The organism is Oceanicola granulosus HTCC2516 (genome assembly GCF_000153305.1).
GTDB lineage: Bacteria > Pseudomonadota > Alphaproteobacteria > Rhodobacterales > Rhodobacteraceae > Oceanicola > Oceanicola granulosus.
Window position 1 is genome coordinate 251,915 of sequence record NZ_CH724108.1, and the last position, 15,271, is coordinate 267,185.

Sequence of the window (15,271 nt, forward strand, 5' to 3'; positions counted from 1 at the left end):
CCGGCCTACGGGTCGGCTACGGCGGTGGCGTACGCGCGGCGCGCCAGCGGGCGAAGGCGGCGGGGGAGCCGTTGAAGGCGTTGAGGTCGATCTGGCCGGGGAAGCCGGGGGCGAGGCCGGTGCCGCTGTATTGCCAGAAGGTCCAGCGGGTGCCCGGGTAGCGCTCGCCGGGGTGCGCGGAGACGGCGCGCAGCCACCACTCGTAGCCGGTGAAGCTGGCGAGGCCGTTGTCGGCGAAGAAGTCGGTGGCGGTGTAGATCAGCGGGCGCACGCCGTAGTGGGCGGCGACGATCTCGAGGAAGTCGCGCATCTCGCGGCGGACCTCGGCGGCGGGCGGGCGGCGGGTGCAGGTGGGCGAGGTCGGGGTCCACTCAACGTCGAGCACCGGCGGCAGCATGTGCGGATCCTTCGGCACCGTGGCGATGAACCATGCCGCCTGCTCGCGGCCCGGGCGGCAATGGTAGTAGAAGTGGTAGGCCCCGCGCGGGATGCCGGCACGGGCGGTGTCGGCCCAGTGCTGGCGGAACAGCGGATCGACCCGGTCGCCGCCCTCGGTCGCCTTGATGTAGGCGAAGGAGACGCCGCTCGCCGCCGCGCGCGCCCAGTCGATGCCGGTGTTGTAGCGCGAGACGTCCACGCCGTGGACCGGCAGCCCGTAGGGCGGGCGCTCCCACTCGTGCGGGTCGGCGTCGCCGAAGCCGCTCGGCCGCCCGGCATAGTCGCGCGGCGCGCTGGTGGCGGAGGTGACGGCGACGGCCGCATCGCGTTGCCCGCCGCCGCAGGCCGGGAGCAGGAGCAGCGTGGCGAGCAGCAGGCAGGACAGCGGGCGCATGGGGCCTCTCAGGTGAAGCGGGCGGGGGACAGGCCGTCGACGATGGGCGGGTCGAGCTCCGGCCTGCGGCCGGCGACGAGGTCGGCGAGCAGGGCGCTCGCGGCGGGGGAGGTCTGGAAGCCGTAGCCGCCTTGCCCGGCGCACCAGACGAACTCCGGCACGGCCGGGTCGCGTCCGAGCACGAGGCCGCGGTCGGGGGAGAAGGTGCGCAGGCCGGCCCAGTTGGCGAGCATCCGGGTCACCGGCTCGGTGACGGCCGCCTCGTAGCGCGCCAGCCCCTCGGCGAGCACCATGTCGTCGGCCCAGGCGTCGTGCGGCTCGGCGGGGTCTTCCTCGGCGGGCGACACGATCAGCGCCCCGGCGTCGGGCTTGCAGTACCAGGTCTCGCCCGCGCCGACGACCATCGGCCAGCCGTTGACGTCGAGCCCGCCCGGCGCGGGAATCCGCGCCATCGAGCGGCGCAGGGGCGTGACGCCGAGCGGCGCGACGCCGGCGAGCCTGGCGATCTCGTCGACCCAGGCGCCGGCGGCGTTGACCAGCAGTTCCGCCTCGTGGGTCTCGCCCCCGGCGGTGACGGCCCAGCGCTTGCCATCGCGCGCGATGGCGGTGACGTCGGCGCCGGTGACGATCCGTCCGCCGTTGCCGCGCAGCTCGCGGGCGAAGTTCTGCAGCAGCAGGTCGGTGTCGATGTCCCAGGCGGCGGCCTCGAAGCCCGCGCGGTCGATGTGCGGCGCGAGGATCGGGAACAGCGAGCGCGCGGCGTCGATCTCGATGCGTTCCAGCCCCATCGTGTCGGCGTCGTGCTCGAACGCCTCGGCGGTCTCCTCGCTGCCGATCACCATCAGCCCGCGCGTCGACAGCACGCCGCCGTTGGCGGTCTCGAGGTACTCCTGGCTGGCGCGGTTGAGCGCGACGGTGGTGGGCTGGCCGTAGCTGATGTCGAACAGCGCCGCCGAGCGGCCCGAGGCGTGGTGGGCGAGGGCGCTCTCGCGCTCGAGCAGCGTCACCTGCCCGAGATGCGACAGCCGCGCCGCCGCCGAGGTGCCGGCGATGCCGCCGCCGATGACGAGGATGTCGCTCATGCCTCTTCCGCGCGGTCGGTCGCCTTGGGCGGCGCGGGCACCAGCGCGGCGAGACGGTCGTAGAGGGTGTCGTCGAGCCGGTAGTCGACGGCGGCGAGCGACGGGCGCAGCTGTTCGAGCGACCGGGCGGAGATGATCGGCGAGGGCCGCGCCGGATGCGCCGCCGCCCAGGCGACGGCGAGCGTCGCCGGGTGGGCGCCGGCCTCGGCGGCGATCTCGCCGAGCTTCTCGGCGGCGGCGCGGTAGATGTCGGCCGCGTAGCGCTTGCGGTACATCTCGTTCTCGGTCAGCCGGCCCGTGCCGCCGCCGGTATACTTGCCCGTCAGCAGCCCGCCCCCGAGCGGCGAATAGGCGTGGATGCCGATGCCCTGGTCGTCGCACATCGGGAACAGCTCGACCTCGGCCTGCCGCTTCACCAGCGAGTACATCGGCTGGATCGCGTCGATCCGGGTGCCGAGCGCGTGCGCGACGGCCTGCGCCTTCATCACCTGCCAGGCGGCGTAGTTGGAGACGCCGATGTGGCGCACCAGCCCCTGCTCCTGCATCTCGGCGAGGGTGGAGAAGGTCTCCTGCGGGTCCGATTCCGGGTGGAAGCGGTGGATGTAGAGCAGGTCGACGCTGTCGTGTCCGAGCTGGCGGCGGCTCTGGTCGAACTGGGTGCGGATGTTGTCGCGCCCCGCGCCGCCGGCGTAGGCGACCTTGGTGGCGAGGAAGACGTCCCCGCGCTCGTGAGCGATCAGCCGGCCGGTGACCTCCTCGCTCGCGCCGTCGGTGTAGCCGACGGCGGTGTCGAAGTGGTTGATCCCGGCGGCGCGGGCGGCGTCGTACATGGCGCGGCTCTCGGCCGCGTCGGCATTGCCGCCGAATTGCATGGTGCCGAAGGTGAGGGCGGAGAGCGGCCGGCCCGACAGGGTCTTGTATGTCTGTGTCATGGCGCGACGCTGCCACGCCCACCGGGGGAGGGGAAGAGGCCGCGTCCCGGGCCGTGAGGGCGCCGCCGGAGACGGGCCGGACTGGGCGGCTAATTGCCGAACGGGCGGGCGATTGGCGCGGACCGGCGGCTTTCCTGAGGCAACGCCGCGCAAGGGTCCGATCAGGGGTCGGCCGATGTTTGCCGATTCTGCGCGAAACCGGGCGCGGACGTCTGCTTTTCGCAAGGTAAGACGTGCTCCCTTGCTGGAACCGGACGGGGGAGACCGGAATTTCTAGGGCGTCCAAGCGATCCGCTGGAGCGTCCGCCATATCGGTGGCGCCGGGTCGCTAGCCAAAGGAGGAGACTCCAAATGAAAACGCGTACTCTGCTGACTGCATCCGCCATCGCCCTCGTGACCGCCGCGCCCGTCATGGCCGCGCCGTTTGAAGCGGGCGTCATCACCGATCTCAACATCCGCTCCGGCCCGGGCCCCGACTTCGAGGTCGTCGGCGTCATTCCCGAGGACGGCAACGTGACCGTCGAGGGCTGCCTCGAGAACGGCAACTGGTGCGAAGTCACCTACGACGGCACGACCGGCTGGTCCTACGACCAGTACCTCGCGGTCGAAGCCGAGGCGGAGGCCGAGGAGCGGGTCATCGTCGCCCAGCGTCCGGCGAGCGTCGAGGTCGAGACCCTGACCTACGAGCGTGAGGCGACCGATACCGAGCAGAGCGTCGGCGCCGGTGCCGGGGCGACCCTCGGTGCGCTGAGCGCCTACGCGCTGGGCGGCCCGGCCGCCGGTATTGTCGCGTCGGGTATCTTCGGTGCCGCCGCCGGTGCCGAGGCCACCGACGAGGTCGAGGAAACCGTGACCTACGTGCGCGAGAACCCGGTCGAGACGATCTACCTCGACGGCGAAGTCGTCGTCGGTGCCGCCGTGCCCGACAGCGTCACGATGTACGACCTGCCGCAGGTCGACGGCTACCAGTACCTCACCGTGAACCAGGTGCCGGTGATCGTCGACGCCGAGACCGGCGTGATCGTTCGCGCGATCCGCTGATCCCTCTCGGATAGCACCACCCGGGGGCTGTGCCAGCTGGCGCAGCCCCCTTTTCGTGCGTCTGCGCACACGTTCGGCGCGATCCGGCGTCTTCTCTCTCCAGATGGAGGGGTTAGGTATCGCTCACGAGATAACTTTCGCACCCGGAGAAGAGGTAGCTCCATGAGCACTCCCAAGATCACCGTGCTGTTCTACAGCACCTACGGCACCAACCACGAGATCGCCCGCACCGCCGCCGATGCGGCCCGCGCCGCCGGCGCCGAGGTCCGCCTCGTGCGCGCCCGTGAGACCGCCCCCGAGGAGGTGGTGAACGGGCAGGAGCCGTGGAAGGCGCAGGTCGAGAAGATGGCCGACATCCCCGTCGCCACGCCCGAGGACATGATCTGGGCCGACGGCTTCTTCGTCAGCACCCCCACCCGCTACGGCGTCCCCGCCAGCCAGCTGCGCGCCTTCATCGACACGCTCGGCCCGGCCTGGCAGGCGGGCAAGCTCGCCAACAAGACCTTCACCGCGACCGCCAGCGCCGGCAACGCCAACGGCGGCGTCGAGATGACGCTGCAGAGCCTCTACACCTCGGCGATGCACTGGGGAGCGATCCTCGTGCCGCCGGGCTACACCGACGGCGTCAAGTTCGAGGACGGCGGCAATCCGTACGGCTACTCCGCCAAGGCGGGCGCATTCGACGAGACCGGCCGGCGCTCCGTAGCGCACCAGGCGCGGCGCCTGGTGGAGTTCACCACGCGGCTCGTGTCCGCCCCGACCCGCGAGCTCGAACCGGCCGAGTGACTTCCTTCCTCCCGGCTCCGTGCTAAGCAGGGGCCGGGAGGACAGGCAAATGGCGGACAGCGGCAACAAGACGGTCCCGACCGGGCAACCGGTGCGGGAGTTTCTTGACTCGGTTGAACACCCGGTTCGGCGCGCCGACGGCCACGCGCTCGACGCGCTGTTCCGGCGGGTGACGGGCTGGGAGCCGCGCATGTGGGGGCCCGCCATCGTCGGCTACGGCTCCTACCACTACCGCTACGAGACCGGCCGCGAGGGCGATTTCCTCGCCACCGGCTTCAGTCCGCGCAAGGCCAACCTGTCGATCTACATCATGCCGGGCTATGCCGACTTCTCCGACCTGCTCGCCCGCCTCGGCAAGCACAAGATCGGCAAGTCCTGCCTCTACATCAACAAGCTCGCCGACATCGACGAGGCCGTGCTCGAGGAGATCGTGCGCGCCGGCCTGGCCGACCTCTCCCGCCGCCACACCGTCACCCCGTAGGGTGCGCATTCATCGCGCACCCCCGGCCGCGCACCCCGGCCCCTAAAGCTCGCTCACCCGGCACTCCGGCAACAGCCGCTCCATGTCCTCGCGGTGGCAGAGCTGGGTGCCCGGCGTCATGACCGCGGCGCTCGCGGCGGCGGCGCCGTGGCTGAGCGCGGCCTCGACGGACCCGCCGCGGGCGAGTGCCATGGTGAAGCCGCCGACGAAGCTGTCGCCCGCGCCGACCTTGGAATTGACCCGCACCGGGGCGGCCGTGACGTGGAGCTTGCGCTCGGCGTCGGCCATGGTGGATCCGTCCGCGCCGCGCGCCACGATCACCAGCCGCGCCGCGCCGCGCTCGACGAGGCTGCGGGCGAAGGCGGCGCTGTCGGCGCGGCTGGCGAGCGGCCGGCGGGCGAGCTCCTCGGCCTCGTGCTGGTCCATGCGCAGCACGAAGGGCGGCTTGGCCTGCCCGGCCGCGAGGTGGGCGAGGGCGGGGCCGGATGTGTCGAGGATGATCTCCTCGCCGGTGCCCGCGAAGTCTTCGCAGATGCGGGCGTAGAGGTCGGGCGCCGCGCCCGCGGGGCCGCTGCCCGACAGCACCAGGAAGCCGTCGCCCGTCGCCGCGTCGAGCAGCGCCTTGCGGGCGCCGTCGATGTCGGCGCGCGACCATTCCGGGCCGGGCAGCATGAAGCGGAACTGGTCGTTGGTCTCGAGGTCACTCACCGCGAGGCTCTGGCGGGTCTCGCCGGGCGCGTCGTGCACGACGGGGGTGAGCCCGGCGCGGGTCAGCAGGTTGAGCAGCGACTGCCCGGTGTCGCCGCCGAGCGCCACGAAGCAGCGCGCGCTGCCGCCGAGCTGGTGGATCGCGCGGGCGACGTTGAGCCCGCCGCCGCCCGGATCGAGGTCGGGCGGGCCGCAGCGCAGCTTCACGTTGGGCTGGACGTGCGCCACCTCGGTGGCGAGGTCGAGCGCCGGGTTCAGGGTGACGGTGAGGATGTCGCGCATCGAGCGGCTCCATGTGGCCTGGTCGCCGGCAACCTGCCAGCGCGCGCCGCCGGTGTGAAGAGCGCGGTGGCGCGGACGGGCGGCGGTGGGCGGGGCCGGGCTGAAGCCCGGCCTACGGCGACGGGATCGCGGCGCCTCACTCCCACCATCGGTCGATCGCGGCGATGTCGTCGTCGGACCAGCCGAAATGGTGGGCGAACTCGTGCACCGTGACGTGGGCGACGAGGTCGGCGAAGGTGACGTTGCCGCGCTCGGCCCACTCGTCGAGCAGCGGACGGCGGAACAGCCAGACCACGTCGGGACCGGCGGGCACGTCCATCACCGATTTCTGCGTCAGCGGCACCCCGTCGTAGAGGCCCGACAGCTCGAACGGATCGGCCTCCATCTCGCGCAGGATGTCGTCGGGCGGGAAGTCGACGACGCGGATCGCCACCTGCCGTGCGGCGGCGCGGAACTGCTCGGGCAGCGCCTCCACCGTCTGGCGGGCCATCTCCTCGATCTCGTCGGTGCTGGGGGCGGTCTTGTCCATGCCGCCGATATGGACAAAAGCCGCGGGCTGTGAAAGAGCCTCGGCCCATGACAACCACCCGTTTCGCCCCGTCTCCCACCGGCTATCTGCACATCGGCAACCTGCGTGCCGCGCTGTTCAACTACGCCATCGCGCGCCAGGCCGGCGGCACCTTCGTGCTGCGCATCGACGACACCGACCCGGAGCGGTCGAAGCAGCAATACGTCGACGCCATCCAGGAAGACCTGATCTGGCTGGGCCTCGACTGGGACCGCATCGAGCGGCAGTCCGACCGGCTCGACCGCTACGAGGCCGCGAAGGCGCGGCTGATCGAGGCGGGGCGGCTCTACGAGTGCTTCGAGAGCCCCACGGAGCTGGACCTCAAGCGCAAGAAGCAGCTCAACATGGGCCGCCCGCCGGTCTACGACCGCGCCGCGCTCGAGCTGTCGGACGCCGAGAAGGACCGGCTGCGCGAGGAGCGCGGCGGCTACTGGCGCTTCAAGCTCGACCTCGAGCGGATCGAGTGGACAGACGGCATCCTCGGCGACATCTCCATCGACGCCGCCTCCGTCTCCGACCCGGTGCTGATCCGCGCCGACGGGCAGGTGCTCTACACCTTCGCCTCCGTCGTCGACGATATCGAGATGGGCATCACCGACATCGTGCGCGGCTCCGACCACGTCACCAACACCGCCACGCAGATCCAGATCATCGAGGCGCTCGGCGGCACCAAGCCGCGCTTCGCGCACCATTCGCTGCTGACCGGTCCGCAGGGCGAGGCGCTGTCCAAGCGCCTCGGCACGCTCGCGCTGCGCGACCTGCGCGCCCGCGGCATCGCGCCGATGGCGGTGCTGTCGCTGATGGCGCGCCTCGGCTCGTCCGACCCGGTGGAGCTGCGCGAGAGCGTCGCGGAGGTGGTCGCCGGCTTCGACCTCGAGAGCTTCGGCTCCGCGCCGACCAAGTTCGACAGCGACGACCTCGTGCCGCTGACCCACCGCTGGCTGTCCCAGCGCCCCTACGCGGAGGTCGCCGAGCGGGTGCGCGCCCTCGGCGTGCCCGAGGAGCTGGGGCCGGTCTTTTGGGACGTGGTGCGCGAGAACATCGACCGGCTCGACGACATGGCGGGCTGGTGGGCGATGTTCCACGAGGGCGGCAAGGCCATCGTCGCCGAGGAGGACCGCGCGTTCGTCGCCGAGGCGCTCGAGCTGCTCGGCGAGCCGCCCTACGGTCCCGACACCTGGCGCGACTGGACCAACGCGGTCAAGGAGGCGACGGGGCGCAAGGGCAAGGGGCTGTTCATGCCGCTGCGCCGCGCGGTGACGGGGCTGGAGCGGGGGCCGGAGATGGCCGACGTGATGCGGCTGATGCAGGTGAAGCCGCGCCTCTGACGGCGGCGCCCGTGGCCGGGGGCGGAGCCTCCGGCGGGGATATTTGCAGGACAGAGACTTGTGCAGCGGCGCGCAGAAGCCGTTTGGCTTTGGCTGTACCGTGCGTGAGCGCGAAGGAGTAGGTAGGGCGGGTCAACTCAGCCAAGGAAGCTCGCCATGACCTCCACTCTCGACCGTTACAGACCGCTGATGCTCAGCGTCCTGCGCATCGCCATCGCGCTGCCCTTCATCGCCCACGGCACCCAGAAGCTGTTCGGCTTCCCGGCAGCCGAATTCTCGCCGCCGCTGCTGTCGATCTTCGGCCTCGCCGGCGTGCTCGAGGTGGTGGGCGGCGTGCTCATCCTCGTCGGCCTTTTCACCCGGCCCGTGGCCTTCGTGCTGTCGGGGACGATGGCGGTGGCCTACTTCATGGCGCACGCGCCGCAGAGCTTCTTCCCCACGCTCAACGGCGGCGACGCGGCGATCCTGTGGAGCTTCATCTTCCTCTACATTACCTTCGCCGGCCCGGGCCCGCTGAGCCTCGACGCCCGCCGCGGCGCGGCGCCCGCCGGCGCAGCCACCTAGAGCGCGCTCGGCGCGATCAGGGTGCAACCGAGCGCGGCGATCGTCGCGTCGATGAACCGGCGCTCTTCCTCGGAGGGGCGCTGGTGGCGTGGGTAGAGGGGCAGGTCGCGGTCGTCCATGATCGGGGCGTGCCAGCCCTCCGTGCTGGCGGCGAAGCGGTGGATCCCGGCCTCGCCGTAGATGTGCAGGTAGCCCAGCATCACCGTCTCGACGTAGCTCAGCAGCACCGGGTGGGCGGTGTCGGGCGGGGCGAGGTGGCCCTCGTGGACCTCGTAGACCGCCGTCTCGGCACGGGGGCCGGCATGGGTCACCTCGTCGGTCACGTCGCGGCGGACATAGGCGCGCTCGCGCTCGTCGAGGGCGGCCCAGTCGCCATCAGGCACCTCGGCGACGACCCCCTCGATCTCGCTGCCGGCATGGCGCTCGACGCTGAGGAAGGCGACGGGGCGCAAGGTGGAGTGCCGCCAGACGCGCCGCCAGCCGGAGAGGCGGGCCGGGCGGGCGCCGGGGTAGCTGTGGGTGGCGAGGTTGACGAGGCTTCCGTAGCCGAAGAACTGCGCGGTCATTCCCGTGCTCGTAGCACGCGCGCGGGCTTGGCCGCCAGCGGCCGCAGCGCGAAGGCGAGCCCGGCGAGCAGGCTCGCCAGGACGCCGCCGGCGACGATGGCGAGCGCGGAGGGCCACATCACCGAGAAGTCGCTCTCCATGATGAAGCGCATCACCGCCCAGCCGCCGGCGATGCCCGCCGCCAGCGCCACCAGCCCTGCCGCGAGGCCGAGGAGCGCCGCGCGCAGGGCGAAGCTGGCGAGGATCCGGGCGCGGGGGGCGCCCAGCGTCTTGAGGATGGCGCTTTCGTAGGTGCGCGCGCGCTCGCCCGCGACGGCGGCGCCGATCAGCACGAGGAAGCCCGTCAGCAGCGTCGCGGCCGCGCCGTAGCGGGTGGCGGCGGCGATGCCCGAGAGCAGCTCCACGACGCGGTCGATGGCGTCGCGCACGCGGATGGCGGTGATGTTGGGGTAGGCGCTCGCGAGGTCGCGCAGGATGGCGGCCTCGGCCTCGGGCTCGGCGTACACGGTGGCGATCCACGAATGCGGCGCGCCGGCGAGGGCGGTCGGGTTCATCGACATGACGAAGCCGATCCCGGCGGTCTCGAAATTCACCTCGCGGAAGCTCGCCACCTCGGCGGTGATGTCGCGCCCGAGGATGTTGACGGTGATCTCGTCGCCGAGTGCGAGGCCGATCTCGGCGGCCTCCTCGGCGGAGAAGCTGACGAGGGGCGGGCCGTCGTAGTCGGCGGGCCACCATGTCCCGGCGGTGAGGGTGGTGTCGTCGCCCATCTCCGCGGCGTAGGTGAGGCCGCGGTCGCCTTGCACGACCCAGTGGCCTTCGGCGAATTCTTCGGCGGGGATGTCGTTGATCCGCGTGATGATGCCGCGCAGCATCGGCGCGCTGTCCACCCGGCTGACGGCCGGGTCGGTGTCGAGCCGGGTGCGGAAGCCGTCGATCTGGTCGGGCTGGATGTCGACGAAGAAGTAGCTCGGCGCGACGTCGGGCAATTCGTCGGAGATCGCGCTGCGCAGGTTGCCGTCGATCTGGCCGACGGCCGCGAGCACCGCCAACCCGAGCCCGAGCGACAGCACGACGGAGGTGGCGTCGCCGCCGCGCGCGGAGATCGCGCCGAGCGCGAGGCGCAGGGCGGGGCGGCCGCGCGAGAGCCGGGCGCCGGCGCGGGCGGTGCGCCGCGCGACGAGGGCGGCGAGCGCGAGCAGCAGCAGCGCCCCGGCGATGCCGCCGGCGGTCCAGAGCGTCAGCCAGACCGTGCCGGAGAAGGCGATCGCCGCGCCGACGAGGGCGGCGACGAGCAGCGCCGTCACGACGAGGAAGCGCGGCGCGGGCAGCGGGCGGCCGGCGGCGAAGGCGTCGCGGAACAGGGTCGCGGCGCGGATCTCGTCGATCCGGCCCAGCGGCCAGAGGGTGAAGATCAGCGCCGCGAGCAGGCCGTAGAGCGCCGCCTCGAGGAGCGGGCCGGGATAGAGGCCGAACTCGGCGGGGATCGGCAGGCGCGGCTCGATCAGCGGCGCGGCGAGCAGCGGGGCGAGCGCGCCGAGCAGCAGGCCGAGGGTGATGCCGAGGAGGGTCAGCGCGCCGATCTGCAGGAAGTAGGTGCGGAAGATGGTGGCGCGGCTCGCGCCGAGGGTGCGCAGGGTGGCAATCGTCTCGACCTTGCCGTCGAGGTAGGCGCGCACCGCCGAGGACACGCCGACGCCGCCGACCGCGAGGCCCGACAGCCCGACGAGCACGAGGAACGCGCCGAGCCGGTCGACGAAGCGGGTCAGCCCCGGCGCGCCCTCGCGGGCGTCGCGCCAGCGCAGGCCGCTGTCGCGGAACCGCGCCTCCGCCTCGGCCTCGAGCGCGGCGAGGTCGGCGCCATCGGGCAGGTCGAGGCGGTAGTCGGTCTCGAAGAGCGTGCCTTCCTGGATCAGGCCGGAGCCGGCGAGATCGTCGGTCAGCACCAGCGTGCGCGGCCCCAGCGAGAAGCCGCCGCCGGAATTGTCGGGGTAGCGCTCGAGCAGGGCGGAGAGCACGAAGGTCTGCTCGCCGAGCCGGAACGTGTCGCCCGGGGCGAGGGCGAGGCGGTCGGCGAGGATGCGCTCCATGACCGCGCCCGGCCGCTCGCCGGTGCCCGCGAAGGCGTCGGCAAGTGGCATCGGCGGGTCGAGCTCGACCGCCCCGACGAGCGGGTAGAGCGCGTCGACGCCGCGCACCTGGGTGAGCGCGCGCTCCGGCTCGTCGCGGGGCACGACGGCGAGGGAGCGGAAGTCGACCGTCTCGGAGACCGCGTCGGCGATGCCCTCCATCCAGGCGCGCTCGGCGTCGCGGGCGAAGCGGTAGGTGAACTCGACCTCCGCGTCGCCGCCGAGCAGCGCCGCGCCCTCGCGCTCGAGCCCGGCCTGGATCGAGGCGCGCACGGTGCCGACGGCGGCGATGGCGGCGACGCCGAGGGCGAGGCAGGCGAGGAAGATGCGGAAGCCCTTCAGCCCGCCCCGCAGCTCGCGGCGGGCGATGCGCGCGGCGACGGGCCAGCTCATTCGGCGGCAGCCCGCGCCGGAGCCTCAATCCGCCCGTCGCGCAGCCGCACGACGCGGTCGCAGCGGTTGGCCAGCTCCATCGAGTGCGTCACCATCACCAGCGTCGCGCCGTGGCGGTCGCGCAGGCCGAACAGCAGCTCGACGATCGCGCCGCCGCTGGCTTCGTCGAGGTTGCCCGTCGGCTCGTCGGCGAGCAGGATCTTCGGGCGTGGCGCCGAGGCGCGGGCGAGGGCGACGCGCTGCTGCTCGCCGCCCGACATCTGCGCCGGGTAGTGATCCTTGCGGGTGCCGAGACCGACGGCATCGAGCTCGGCGCTGGCGCGCTCGAAGGCGTCGCGCGCGCCGGCGAGTTCCAACGGCGTCGCGACGTTCTCCAGCGCGGTCATCGTCGGGATCAGGTGGAAGGACTGGAACACCACCCCCATATTGTCCCTGCGAAACCGGGCCAGGCCGTCCTCGTTCATCGCGCTCAGATCCTGCCCAACGGCCCGGATCGAGCCCGACGAGGCGCTCTCCAGCCCGCCCATGAGCATCAGGAGCGAAGATTTGCCCGACCCACTCGGCCCCACCAGCCCCAGTGTTTCCCCGCGCGCGACCTCGAGCGAGATGTCGTGCAGGATATCGACCCGTCCGGCGTTGCCCATCAGCGAGAGCGAGACGTCATTCAGCGAGAGGACGGGATCGGTCATGGAGCGGCTTTCCGGACTGTTCGGTTCACTCCGATATGGGGCGGTCCGCGCGGGCTGCAACAGCGTGGCGGCAATCGCGCTCGCCGGGTGCGCGGCCAATGCCGAGACGGTGACCATCGCGGCGCTCGGCGACAGCCTCACCGCGGGCTACGGGCTACCGGCCGGGCAGGGCTTCGTGCCGCAGCTCGAGGCGTGGCTGCTGGCGCAGGGGGCGGACGTGAACGTGGTGAACGCCGGCGTCTCGGGCGACACGACGGCGGGCGGGCTCGCGCGGGTGGACTGGGCGATCACCGGCGACACCGACGCGATGATCCTCGAACTCGGCGCCAACGACTTCCTGCGCGGCATCGATCCGGCGGTGAGCCGGGAGAACCTCGCCGGCATCCTCGAGGCGTCGCGGGAGGCGGGGCTGGAGACGCTGCTGGTGGCGATCCCGGCCTCCAACAATTACGGCGCCGACTATCGGATCGCCTTCGACGGCATGTACACCGACCTCGCCGACGAGTTCGACGTGCCGCTCTACCCCGACTTCTTCGCCGCGCTCGACACCGCCGAGGACACCTCGGGCGCGGCCCAGCGCTACTTCCAGGCCGACGGGCTGCATCCCAACGCCGAGGGCGTGGCGCTGATCGTGGAGGCGATCGGGCCGGAGGTGCTGAAGCTGGTGGAGGCGGCCTCGGCGCAGGCGGCGGCGCAGACGGTGGCGGAGTGAGGGGAACGTGAGGGCGGGGCCCGCGTTGCCCTCACATCGTTCACCACTCAGGAGGGACCAGCCATGTCCGTTGCCAAGGTCACAGAGATCATCGCCGAATCGAACTCGTCCTTCGACGATGCCGTGAAGCAGGGGATCGCGCGGGCGTCGAAGACGCTCAAGAACGTGAAGGGCGCCTGGGTCAACGACCAGACCGTCGAGGTCACCGACGGCGAGATCACCGCCTACCGGGTGGCGCTGAAGGTCACCTTCATTCTCAACGATTGATCTGCTGCAGGAAGGGCGGGCCCCGGCCCGCCCTTCGCGCGCCGGCTCAGGCCAGCGCGAGGTTGACGGCGCTCTCGCGCCCGTCGCGTCCGGGTTCGATATCGAACGTCACTTTCTGGTCGTCGCGCAGGTCGGTCAGCCCGCTGCGCTCGACGGCACTGATGTGCACGAACACATCCTTGCTGCCCCCGTCAGGAGCAATGAAACCATAACCTTTGGTTGAATTGAACCATTTGACGGTCCCAGTCGCCATCCGTCTGTCTCCCTGGTTTCGCCGCTCGCAACATGCAGCGGCCCGGCTCGTCATAGCTTGGGTCGTGTCTTCGAGGAGCCTTGGAGGACCGGTAGAGACAGTGATCCGAGGTAACGTCGCAGACCCAGGTTAGCGAGCGGTTCGGCCCCGGACAAGGGGAGGCGCGTGGCCTCAGATCAGGGCGAAATCGGTGAAGCGGTGCCGGACGGGCTTGGCGGGACCGGGCTGCGGCAGGCGGTAGGTCTGGGGCGGCGGAGGGGTGTCGCGGCGGGACTTCATGGCGGGGCTATCCAGTTCCTTGGGTGCGTCGTTGGAAGACCAACATGTGCCCGGCGCGACAGTTCCATGTCGCTTTCGGACCTCACAGGGCGGCGAAGTCGGTGAAGCGGAAGGTGGCGGGGCCGCGCGAGCCGGGCTGCCGCGTCACCGGAGCGGGCTGCGGGCGGGGCTGGGCGTGGCGCGGGGAAGGGCTCTGGCGCGTCATCGGGGCGATCCTTTGTCAGCGGGGTGATGGATCGACGATGGGTCCGGCGCGGCGGGCTGGGCAAAAGCAGCGCGCTGCAGGCCGCTCGCACCGCGCCGCTATCGCATAGCGCACACGAAAAAGGCGCGCCCGGAGGCGCGCCTTTCCCTGAATTCGTTGGGTCGGAAGCTCCGCCCGGTCCGGCTCAGGCGAGCTGGATGTTGACGGCGCTCTCGCGGCCATCGCGGCCGGCTTCGACGTCGTAGGTCACTTTCTGGTCGTCGGCGAGGCCGGTGAGGCCGGCGCGCTCGACGGCGGAGATGTGGACGAAGACGTCCTTACCGCCGGTCTCGGGAGCGATGAAGCCGAAGCCCTTGGTGGAGTTGAACCATTTCACGGTGCCCTTGGCCATGTGAAACATCCTTTCAGTCTCGTGCGCTGCCCGCACTATGCGGCAGCCCGGCTCTGTCACGTCTGGTTCGAAACTGTTGGTGAGCCGTAGCAGCAAAACAGAAGGGTCGAAGAGAAGATCGGTAGCAGTAGGGCGTATGGCACGGGGCGCGATTCGGGGCAAGAGAGCTGCGAAGCAGGCGCCGGAGGCTCGGCGGGAAGCCGCTAACGCGGGCTTAACCCTGGCCGGGGCAGGGTGGGCCATGTCCGACTACCTCCGCCCCGCGCGCACCGGCGCGACGATCTTTTTCACCGTCCGGTTGGCACATCGTGGCGCGGCGCTGCTGCTCGATCACCTCGACCTGCTGCGCGCCGCCGTGCACGAGACCCTGGCCGCGGCGCCGGTCCGCATCGACGCCTTCGTGGTCCTGCCCGACCACCTGCACGCCGTCTGGACCCTCCCGCCCGGCGACCGCGCCTACGGCCGCCGCTGGGGCGCGATCAAGGCCCGCTTCACCCGCGCGGTCGGCCGGGTCTCCCCGCAGCCTTGCGAGCTGCCGGTCGTGAGGTCGGGGAGGTATGCCGGGCTGAAGCCCGGCCTACGGGTGGACAAGCGCGAGAAGGCGGTGTGGCAGCGGCTGTTCTGGGAGCACCACGTGCGCGGGCCGGAGGAGTTCGCGGCGTGCGTGCGGTACTGCTGGTACGACCCGGTGAAGCACGGCTACGTCGCCCATCCGGCGGACTGGGCGGCGTCGTCGATCCACCGGGATATTCGGGAGGGACGGGTGGAGCCGGAGTGGCTGAC

19 protein-coding genes are annotated in these 15,271 nt (G+C 71.7%); 8 read left to right on the forward strand and 11 right to left on the reverse strand.

The features are described 5' to 3' along the window. Positions 1-16: 16 nt before the first annotated feature. From OG2516_RS13580 to OG2516_RS13590, 3 genes are read right to left on the reverse strand one after another with little or no spacing between them, the layout of a single operon-like run. The gene (locus OG2516_RS13580) at positions 17-832 is read right to left on the reverse strand and encodes a glycoside hydrolase family 25 protein (protein WP_007256273.1); all 816 of its coding nucleotides are present in this window, start codon (positions 830-832) and stop codon (positions 17-19) included. 8 nt (positions 833-840) lie between these two features. Then, the gene (locus OG2516_RS13585; RefSeq protein ID WP_007256274.1) at positions 841-1,914 is read right to left on the reverse strand and encodes an NAD(P)/FAD-dependent oxidoreductase; all 1,074 of its coding nucleotides are present in this window, start codon (positions 1,912-1,914) and stop codon (positions 841-843) included. Continuing rightward, positions 1,911-2,846, reverse strand: coding sequence for an aldo/keto reductase (locus tag OG2516_RS13590; protein WP_007256275.1), 936 nt, complete (start codon positions 2,844-2,846; stop codon positions 1,911-1,913). Before OG2516_RS13590 ends, OG2516_RS13585 begins: the two co-directional genes overlap by 4 nt. A 351-nt stretch (positions 2,847-3,197) precedes the next feature. Between OG2516_RS13590 and OG2516_RS13595 the strand changes: the two genes are divergently transcribed. The 3 genes from OG2516_RS13595 (at position 3,198) to OG2516_RS13605 (ending at position 5,154) form a co-directional block, all read left to right on the forward strand. Then, on the forward strand, positions 3,198-3,887 hold the full coding sequence (locus OG2516_RS13595; protein WP_007256276.1) for a DUF1236 domain-containing protein: 690 nt from the start codon (positions 3,198-3,200) through the stop codon (positions 3,885-3,887). Between the two features lie 162 nt (positions 3,888-4,049). After that, complete coding sequence (locus OG2516_RS13600) at positions 4,050-4,673, forward strand: NAD(P)H-dependent oxidoreductase (RefSeq protein WP_007256277.1); 624 nt, start codon at positions 4,050-4,052, stop codon at positions 4,671-4,673. A gap of 49 nt (positions 4,674-4,722) precedes the next feature. Then, entirely contained in the window at positions 4,723-5,154 is a 432-nt protein-coding gene (locus OG2516_RS13605) for a DUF1801 domain-containing protein (protein ID WP_007256278.1), read from the forward strand. A 42-nt stretch (positions 5,155-5,196) separates the two neighbouring features. On the opposite strand, the gene OG2516_RS13610 is transcribed toward OG2516_RS13605, so the two are convergent. Both OG2516_RS13610 and OG2516_RS13615 read right to left on the reverse strand, forming a co-directional pair. Then, a complete protein-coding gene (locus OG2516_RS13610; protein ID WP_007256279.1) occupies positions 5,197-6,144 on the reverse strand; it encodes a 1-phosphofructokinase family hexose kinase in 948 nt (315 codons plus the stop codon). Positions 6,145-6,280: 136 nt separating this feature from the next. After that, positions 6,281-6,673, reverse strand: coding sequence for a metallopeptidase family protein (locus tag OG2516_RS13615; protein WP_007256280.1), 393 nt, complete (start codon positions 6,671-6,673; stop codon positions 6,281-6,283). A 47-nt stretch (positions 6,674-6,720) separates the two neighbouring features. Between OG2516_RS13615 and gltX the strand changes: the two genes are divergently transcribed. Beyond that, on the forward strand, positions 6,721-8,040 hold the full coding sequence (gene gltX / locus OG2516_RS13620; RefSeq protein WP_007256281.1) for a glutamate--tRNA ligase: 1,320 nt from the start codon (positions 6,721-6,723) through the stop codon (positions 8,038-8,040). A 156-nt stretch (positions 8,041-8,196) separates the two neighbouring features. Then, positions 8,197-8,604 (forward strand): DoxX family protein, encoded by a 408-nt coding sequence (locus tag OG2516_RS13625; protein WP_007256282.1) that lies wholly within the window; start codon positions 8,197-8,199, stop codon positions 8,602-8,604. On the opposite strand, the gene OG2516_RS13630 is transcribed toward OG2516_RS13625, so the two are convergent. Genes OG2516_RS13630 through OG2516_RS13640 form a run of 3 tightly spaced genes read right to left on the reverse strand, consistent with a single transcriptional unit; the run spans position 8,601 to position 12,381 of the window. Further along, positions 8,601-9,170: a gamma-glutamylcyclotransferase family protein gene (locus tag OG2516_RS13630; protein WP_007256283.1), complete on the reverse strand. Its 570-nt coding sequence runs from the start codon at positions 9,168-9,170 to the stop codon at positions 8,601-8,603. The two genes, OG2516_RS13625 and OG2516_RS13630, sit on opposite strands and share 4 nt — an antisense overlap. Continuing rightward, positions 9,167-11,692, reverse strand: coding sequence for an ABC transporter permease (locus OG2516_RS13635; RefSeq protein ID WP_007256284.1), 2,526 nt, complete (start codon positions 11,690-11,692; stop codon positions 9,167-9,169). The genes OG2516_RS13630 and OG2516_RS13635 overlap by 4 nt, the downstream gene beginning before the upstream one ends. Then, a complete protein-coding gene (locus OG2516_RS13640; RefSeq protein WP_007256285.1) occupies positions 11,689-12,381 on the reverse strand; it encodes an ABC transporter ATP-binding protein in 693 nt (230 codons plus the stop codon). Before OG2516_RS13640 ends, OG2516_RS13635 begins: the two co-directional genes overlap by 4 nt. On the opposite strand from OG2516_RS13640, the gene OG2516_RS13645 reads away from it, so the two are divergent. Together OG2516_RS13645 and OG2516_RS13650 are read left to right on the forward strand one after the other, a co-directional pair. After that, positions 12,380-13,093 carry an arylesterase gene (locus OG2516_RS13645; RefSeq protein ID WP_007256286.1) on the forward strand — a complete coding sequence of 238 codons (714 nt, stop codon included), beginning with the start codon at positions 12,380-12,382 and terminating at the stop codon, positions 13,091-13,093. The genes OG2516_RS13640 and OG2516_RS13645 overlap by 2 nt on opposite strands. 63 nt (positions 13,094-13,156) lie before the next feature. Continuing rightward, positions 13,157-13,360, forward strand: a complete 204-nt coding sequence (locus tag OG2516_RS13650) for a dodecin family protein (protein ID WP_007256287.1) — start codon at positions 13,157-13,159, stop codon at positions 13,358-13,360. A 46-nt stretch (positions 13,361-13,406) separates the two neighbouring features. Here OG2516_RS13650 and OG2516_RS13655 read toward each other — a convergent pair whose 3' ends face one another. The 3 genes from OG2516_RS13655 to OG2516_RS13660 form a co-directional block, all read right to left on the reverse strand. Then, positions 13,407-13,613: a cold-shock protein gene (locus tag OG2516_RS13655; RefSeq protein WP_040615867.1), complete on the reverse strand. Its 207-nt coding sequence runs from the start codon at positions 13,611-13,613 to the stop codon at positions 13,407-13,409. Positions 13,614-13,974: 361 nt separating this feature from the next. After that, entirely contained in the window at positions 13,975-14,097 is a 123-nt protein-coding gene (locus OG2516_RS20900) for a hypothetical protein (RefSeq protein WP_007256290.1), read from the reverse strand. A gap of 184 nt (positions 14,098-14,281) precedes the next feature. Further along, complete coding sequence (locus OG2516_RS13660) at positions 14,282-14,488, reverse strand: cold-shock protein (protein WP_007256291.1); 207 nt, start codon at positions 14,486-14,488, stop codon at positions 14,282-14,284. Positions 14,489-14,729: 241 nt separating this feature from the next. On the opposite strand from OG2516_RS13660, the gene OG2516_RS20450 reads away from it, so the two are divergent. Continuing rightward, a partial coding sequence (locus tag OG2516_RS20450; protein ID WP_007256292.1) for an REP-associated tyrosine transposase occupies positions 14,730-15,271 on the forward strand: 542 nt, incomplete at its 3' end.

What these genes read in the sequence shown, in the direction of transcription:
- OG2516_RS13580 (WP_007256273.1), bottom strand. Translation starts at nt 832, where the DNA reads ATGCGCCCGCTGTCCTGCCTGCTGCTCGCCACGCTGCTCCTGCTCCCG.
- OG2516_RS13585 (WP_007256274.1), bottom strand. Translation starts at nt 1,914, where the DNA reads ATGAGCGACATCCTCGTCATCGGCGGCGGCATCGCCGGCACCTCGGCG.
- OG2516_RS13590 (WP_007256275.1), bottom strand. Translation starts at nt 2,846, where the DNA reads ATGACACAGACATACAAGACCCTGTCGGGCCGGCCGCTCTCCGCCCTC.
- OG2516_RS13595 (WP_007256276.1), top strand. Translation starts at nt 3,198, where the DNA reads ATGAAAACGCGTACTCTGCTGACTGCATCCGCCATCGCCCTCGTGACC.
- OG2516_RS13600 (WP_007256277.1), top strand. Translation starts at nt 4,050, where the DNA reads ATGAGCACTCCCAAGATCACCGTGCTGTTCTACAGCACCTACGGCACC.
- OG2516_RS13605 (WP_007256278.1), top strand. Translation starts at nt 4,723, where the DNA reads ATGGCGGACAGCGGCAACAAGACGGTCCCGACCGGGCAACCGGTGCGG.
- OG2516_RS13610 (WP_007256279.1), bottom strand. Translation starts at nt 6,144, where the DNA reads ATGCGCGACATCCTCACCGTCACCCTGAACCCGGCGCTCGACCTCGCC.
- OG2516_RS13615 (WP_007256280.1), bottom strand. Translation starts at nt 6,673, where the DNA reads ATGGACAAGACCGCCCCCAGCACCGACGAGATCGAGGAGATGGCCCGC.
- gltX (WP_007256281.1), top strand. Translation starts at nt 6,721, where the DNA reads ATGACAACCACCCGTTTCGCCCCGTCTCCCACCGGCTATCTGCACATC.
- OG2516_RS13625 (WP_007256282.1), top strand. Translation starts at nt 8,197, where the DNA reads ATGACCTCCACTCTCGACCGTTACAGACCGCTGATGCTCAGCGTCCTG.
- OG2516_RS13630 (WP_007256283.1), bottom strand. Translation starts at nt 9,170, where the DNA reads ATGACCGCGCAGTTCTTCGGCTACGGAAGCCTCGTCAACCTCGCCACC.
- OG2516_RS13635 (WP_007256284.1), bottom strand. Translation starts at nt 11,692, where the DNA reads ATGAGCTGGCCCGTCGCCGCGCGCATCGCCCGCCGCGAGCTGCGGGGC.
- OG2516_RS13645 (WP_007256286.1), top strand. Translation starts at nt 12,380, where the DNA reads ATGGAGCGGCTTTCCGGACTGTTCGGTTCACTCCGATATGGGGCGGTC.
- OG2516_RS13640 (WP_007256285.1), bottom strand. Translation starts at nt 12,381, where the DNA reads ATGACCGATCCCGTCCTCTCGCTGAATGACGTCTCGCTCTCGCTGATG.
- OG2516_RS13650 (WP_007256287.1), top strand. Translation starts at nt 13,157, where the DNA reads ATGTCCGTTGCCAAGGTCACAGAGATCATCGCCGAATCGAACTCGTCC.
- OG2516_RS13655 (WP_040615867.1), bottom strand. Translation starts at nt 13,613, where the DNA reads ATGGCGACTGGGACCGTCAAATGGTTCAATTCAACCAAAGGTTATGGT.
- OG2516_RS20900 (WP_007256290.1), bottom strand. Translation starts at nt 14,097, where the DNA reads ATGACGCGCCAGAGCCCTTCCCCGCGCCACGCCCAGCCCCGCCCGCAG.
- OG2516_RS13660 (WP_007256291.1), bottom strand. Translation starts at nt 14,488, where the DNA reads ATGGCCAAGGGCACCGTGAAATGGTTCAACTCCACCAAGGGCTTCGGC.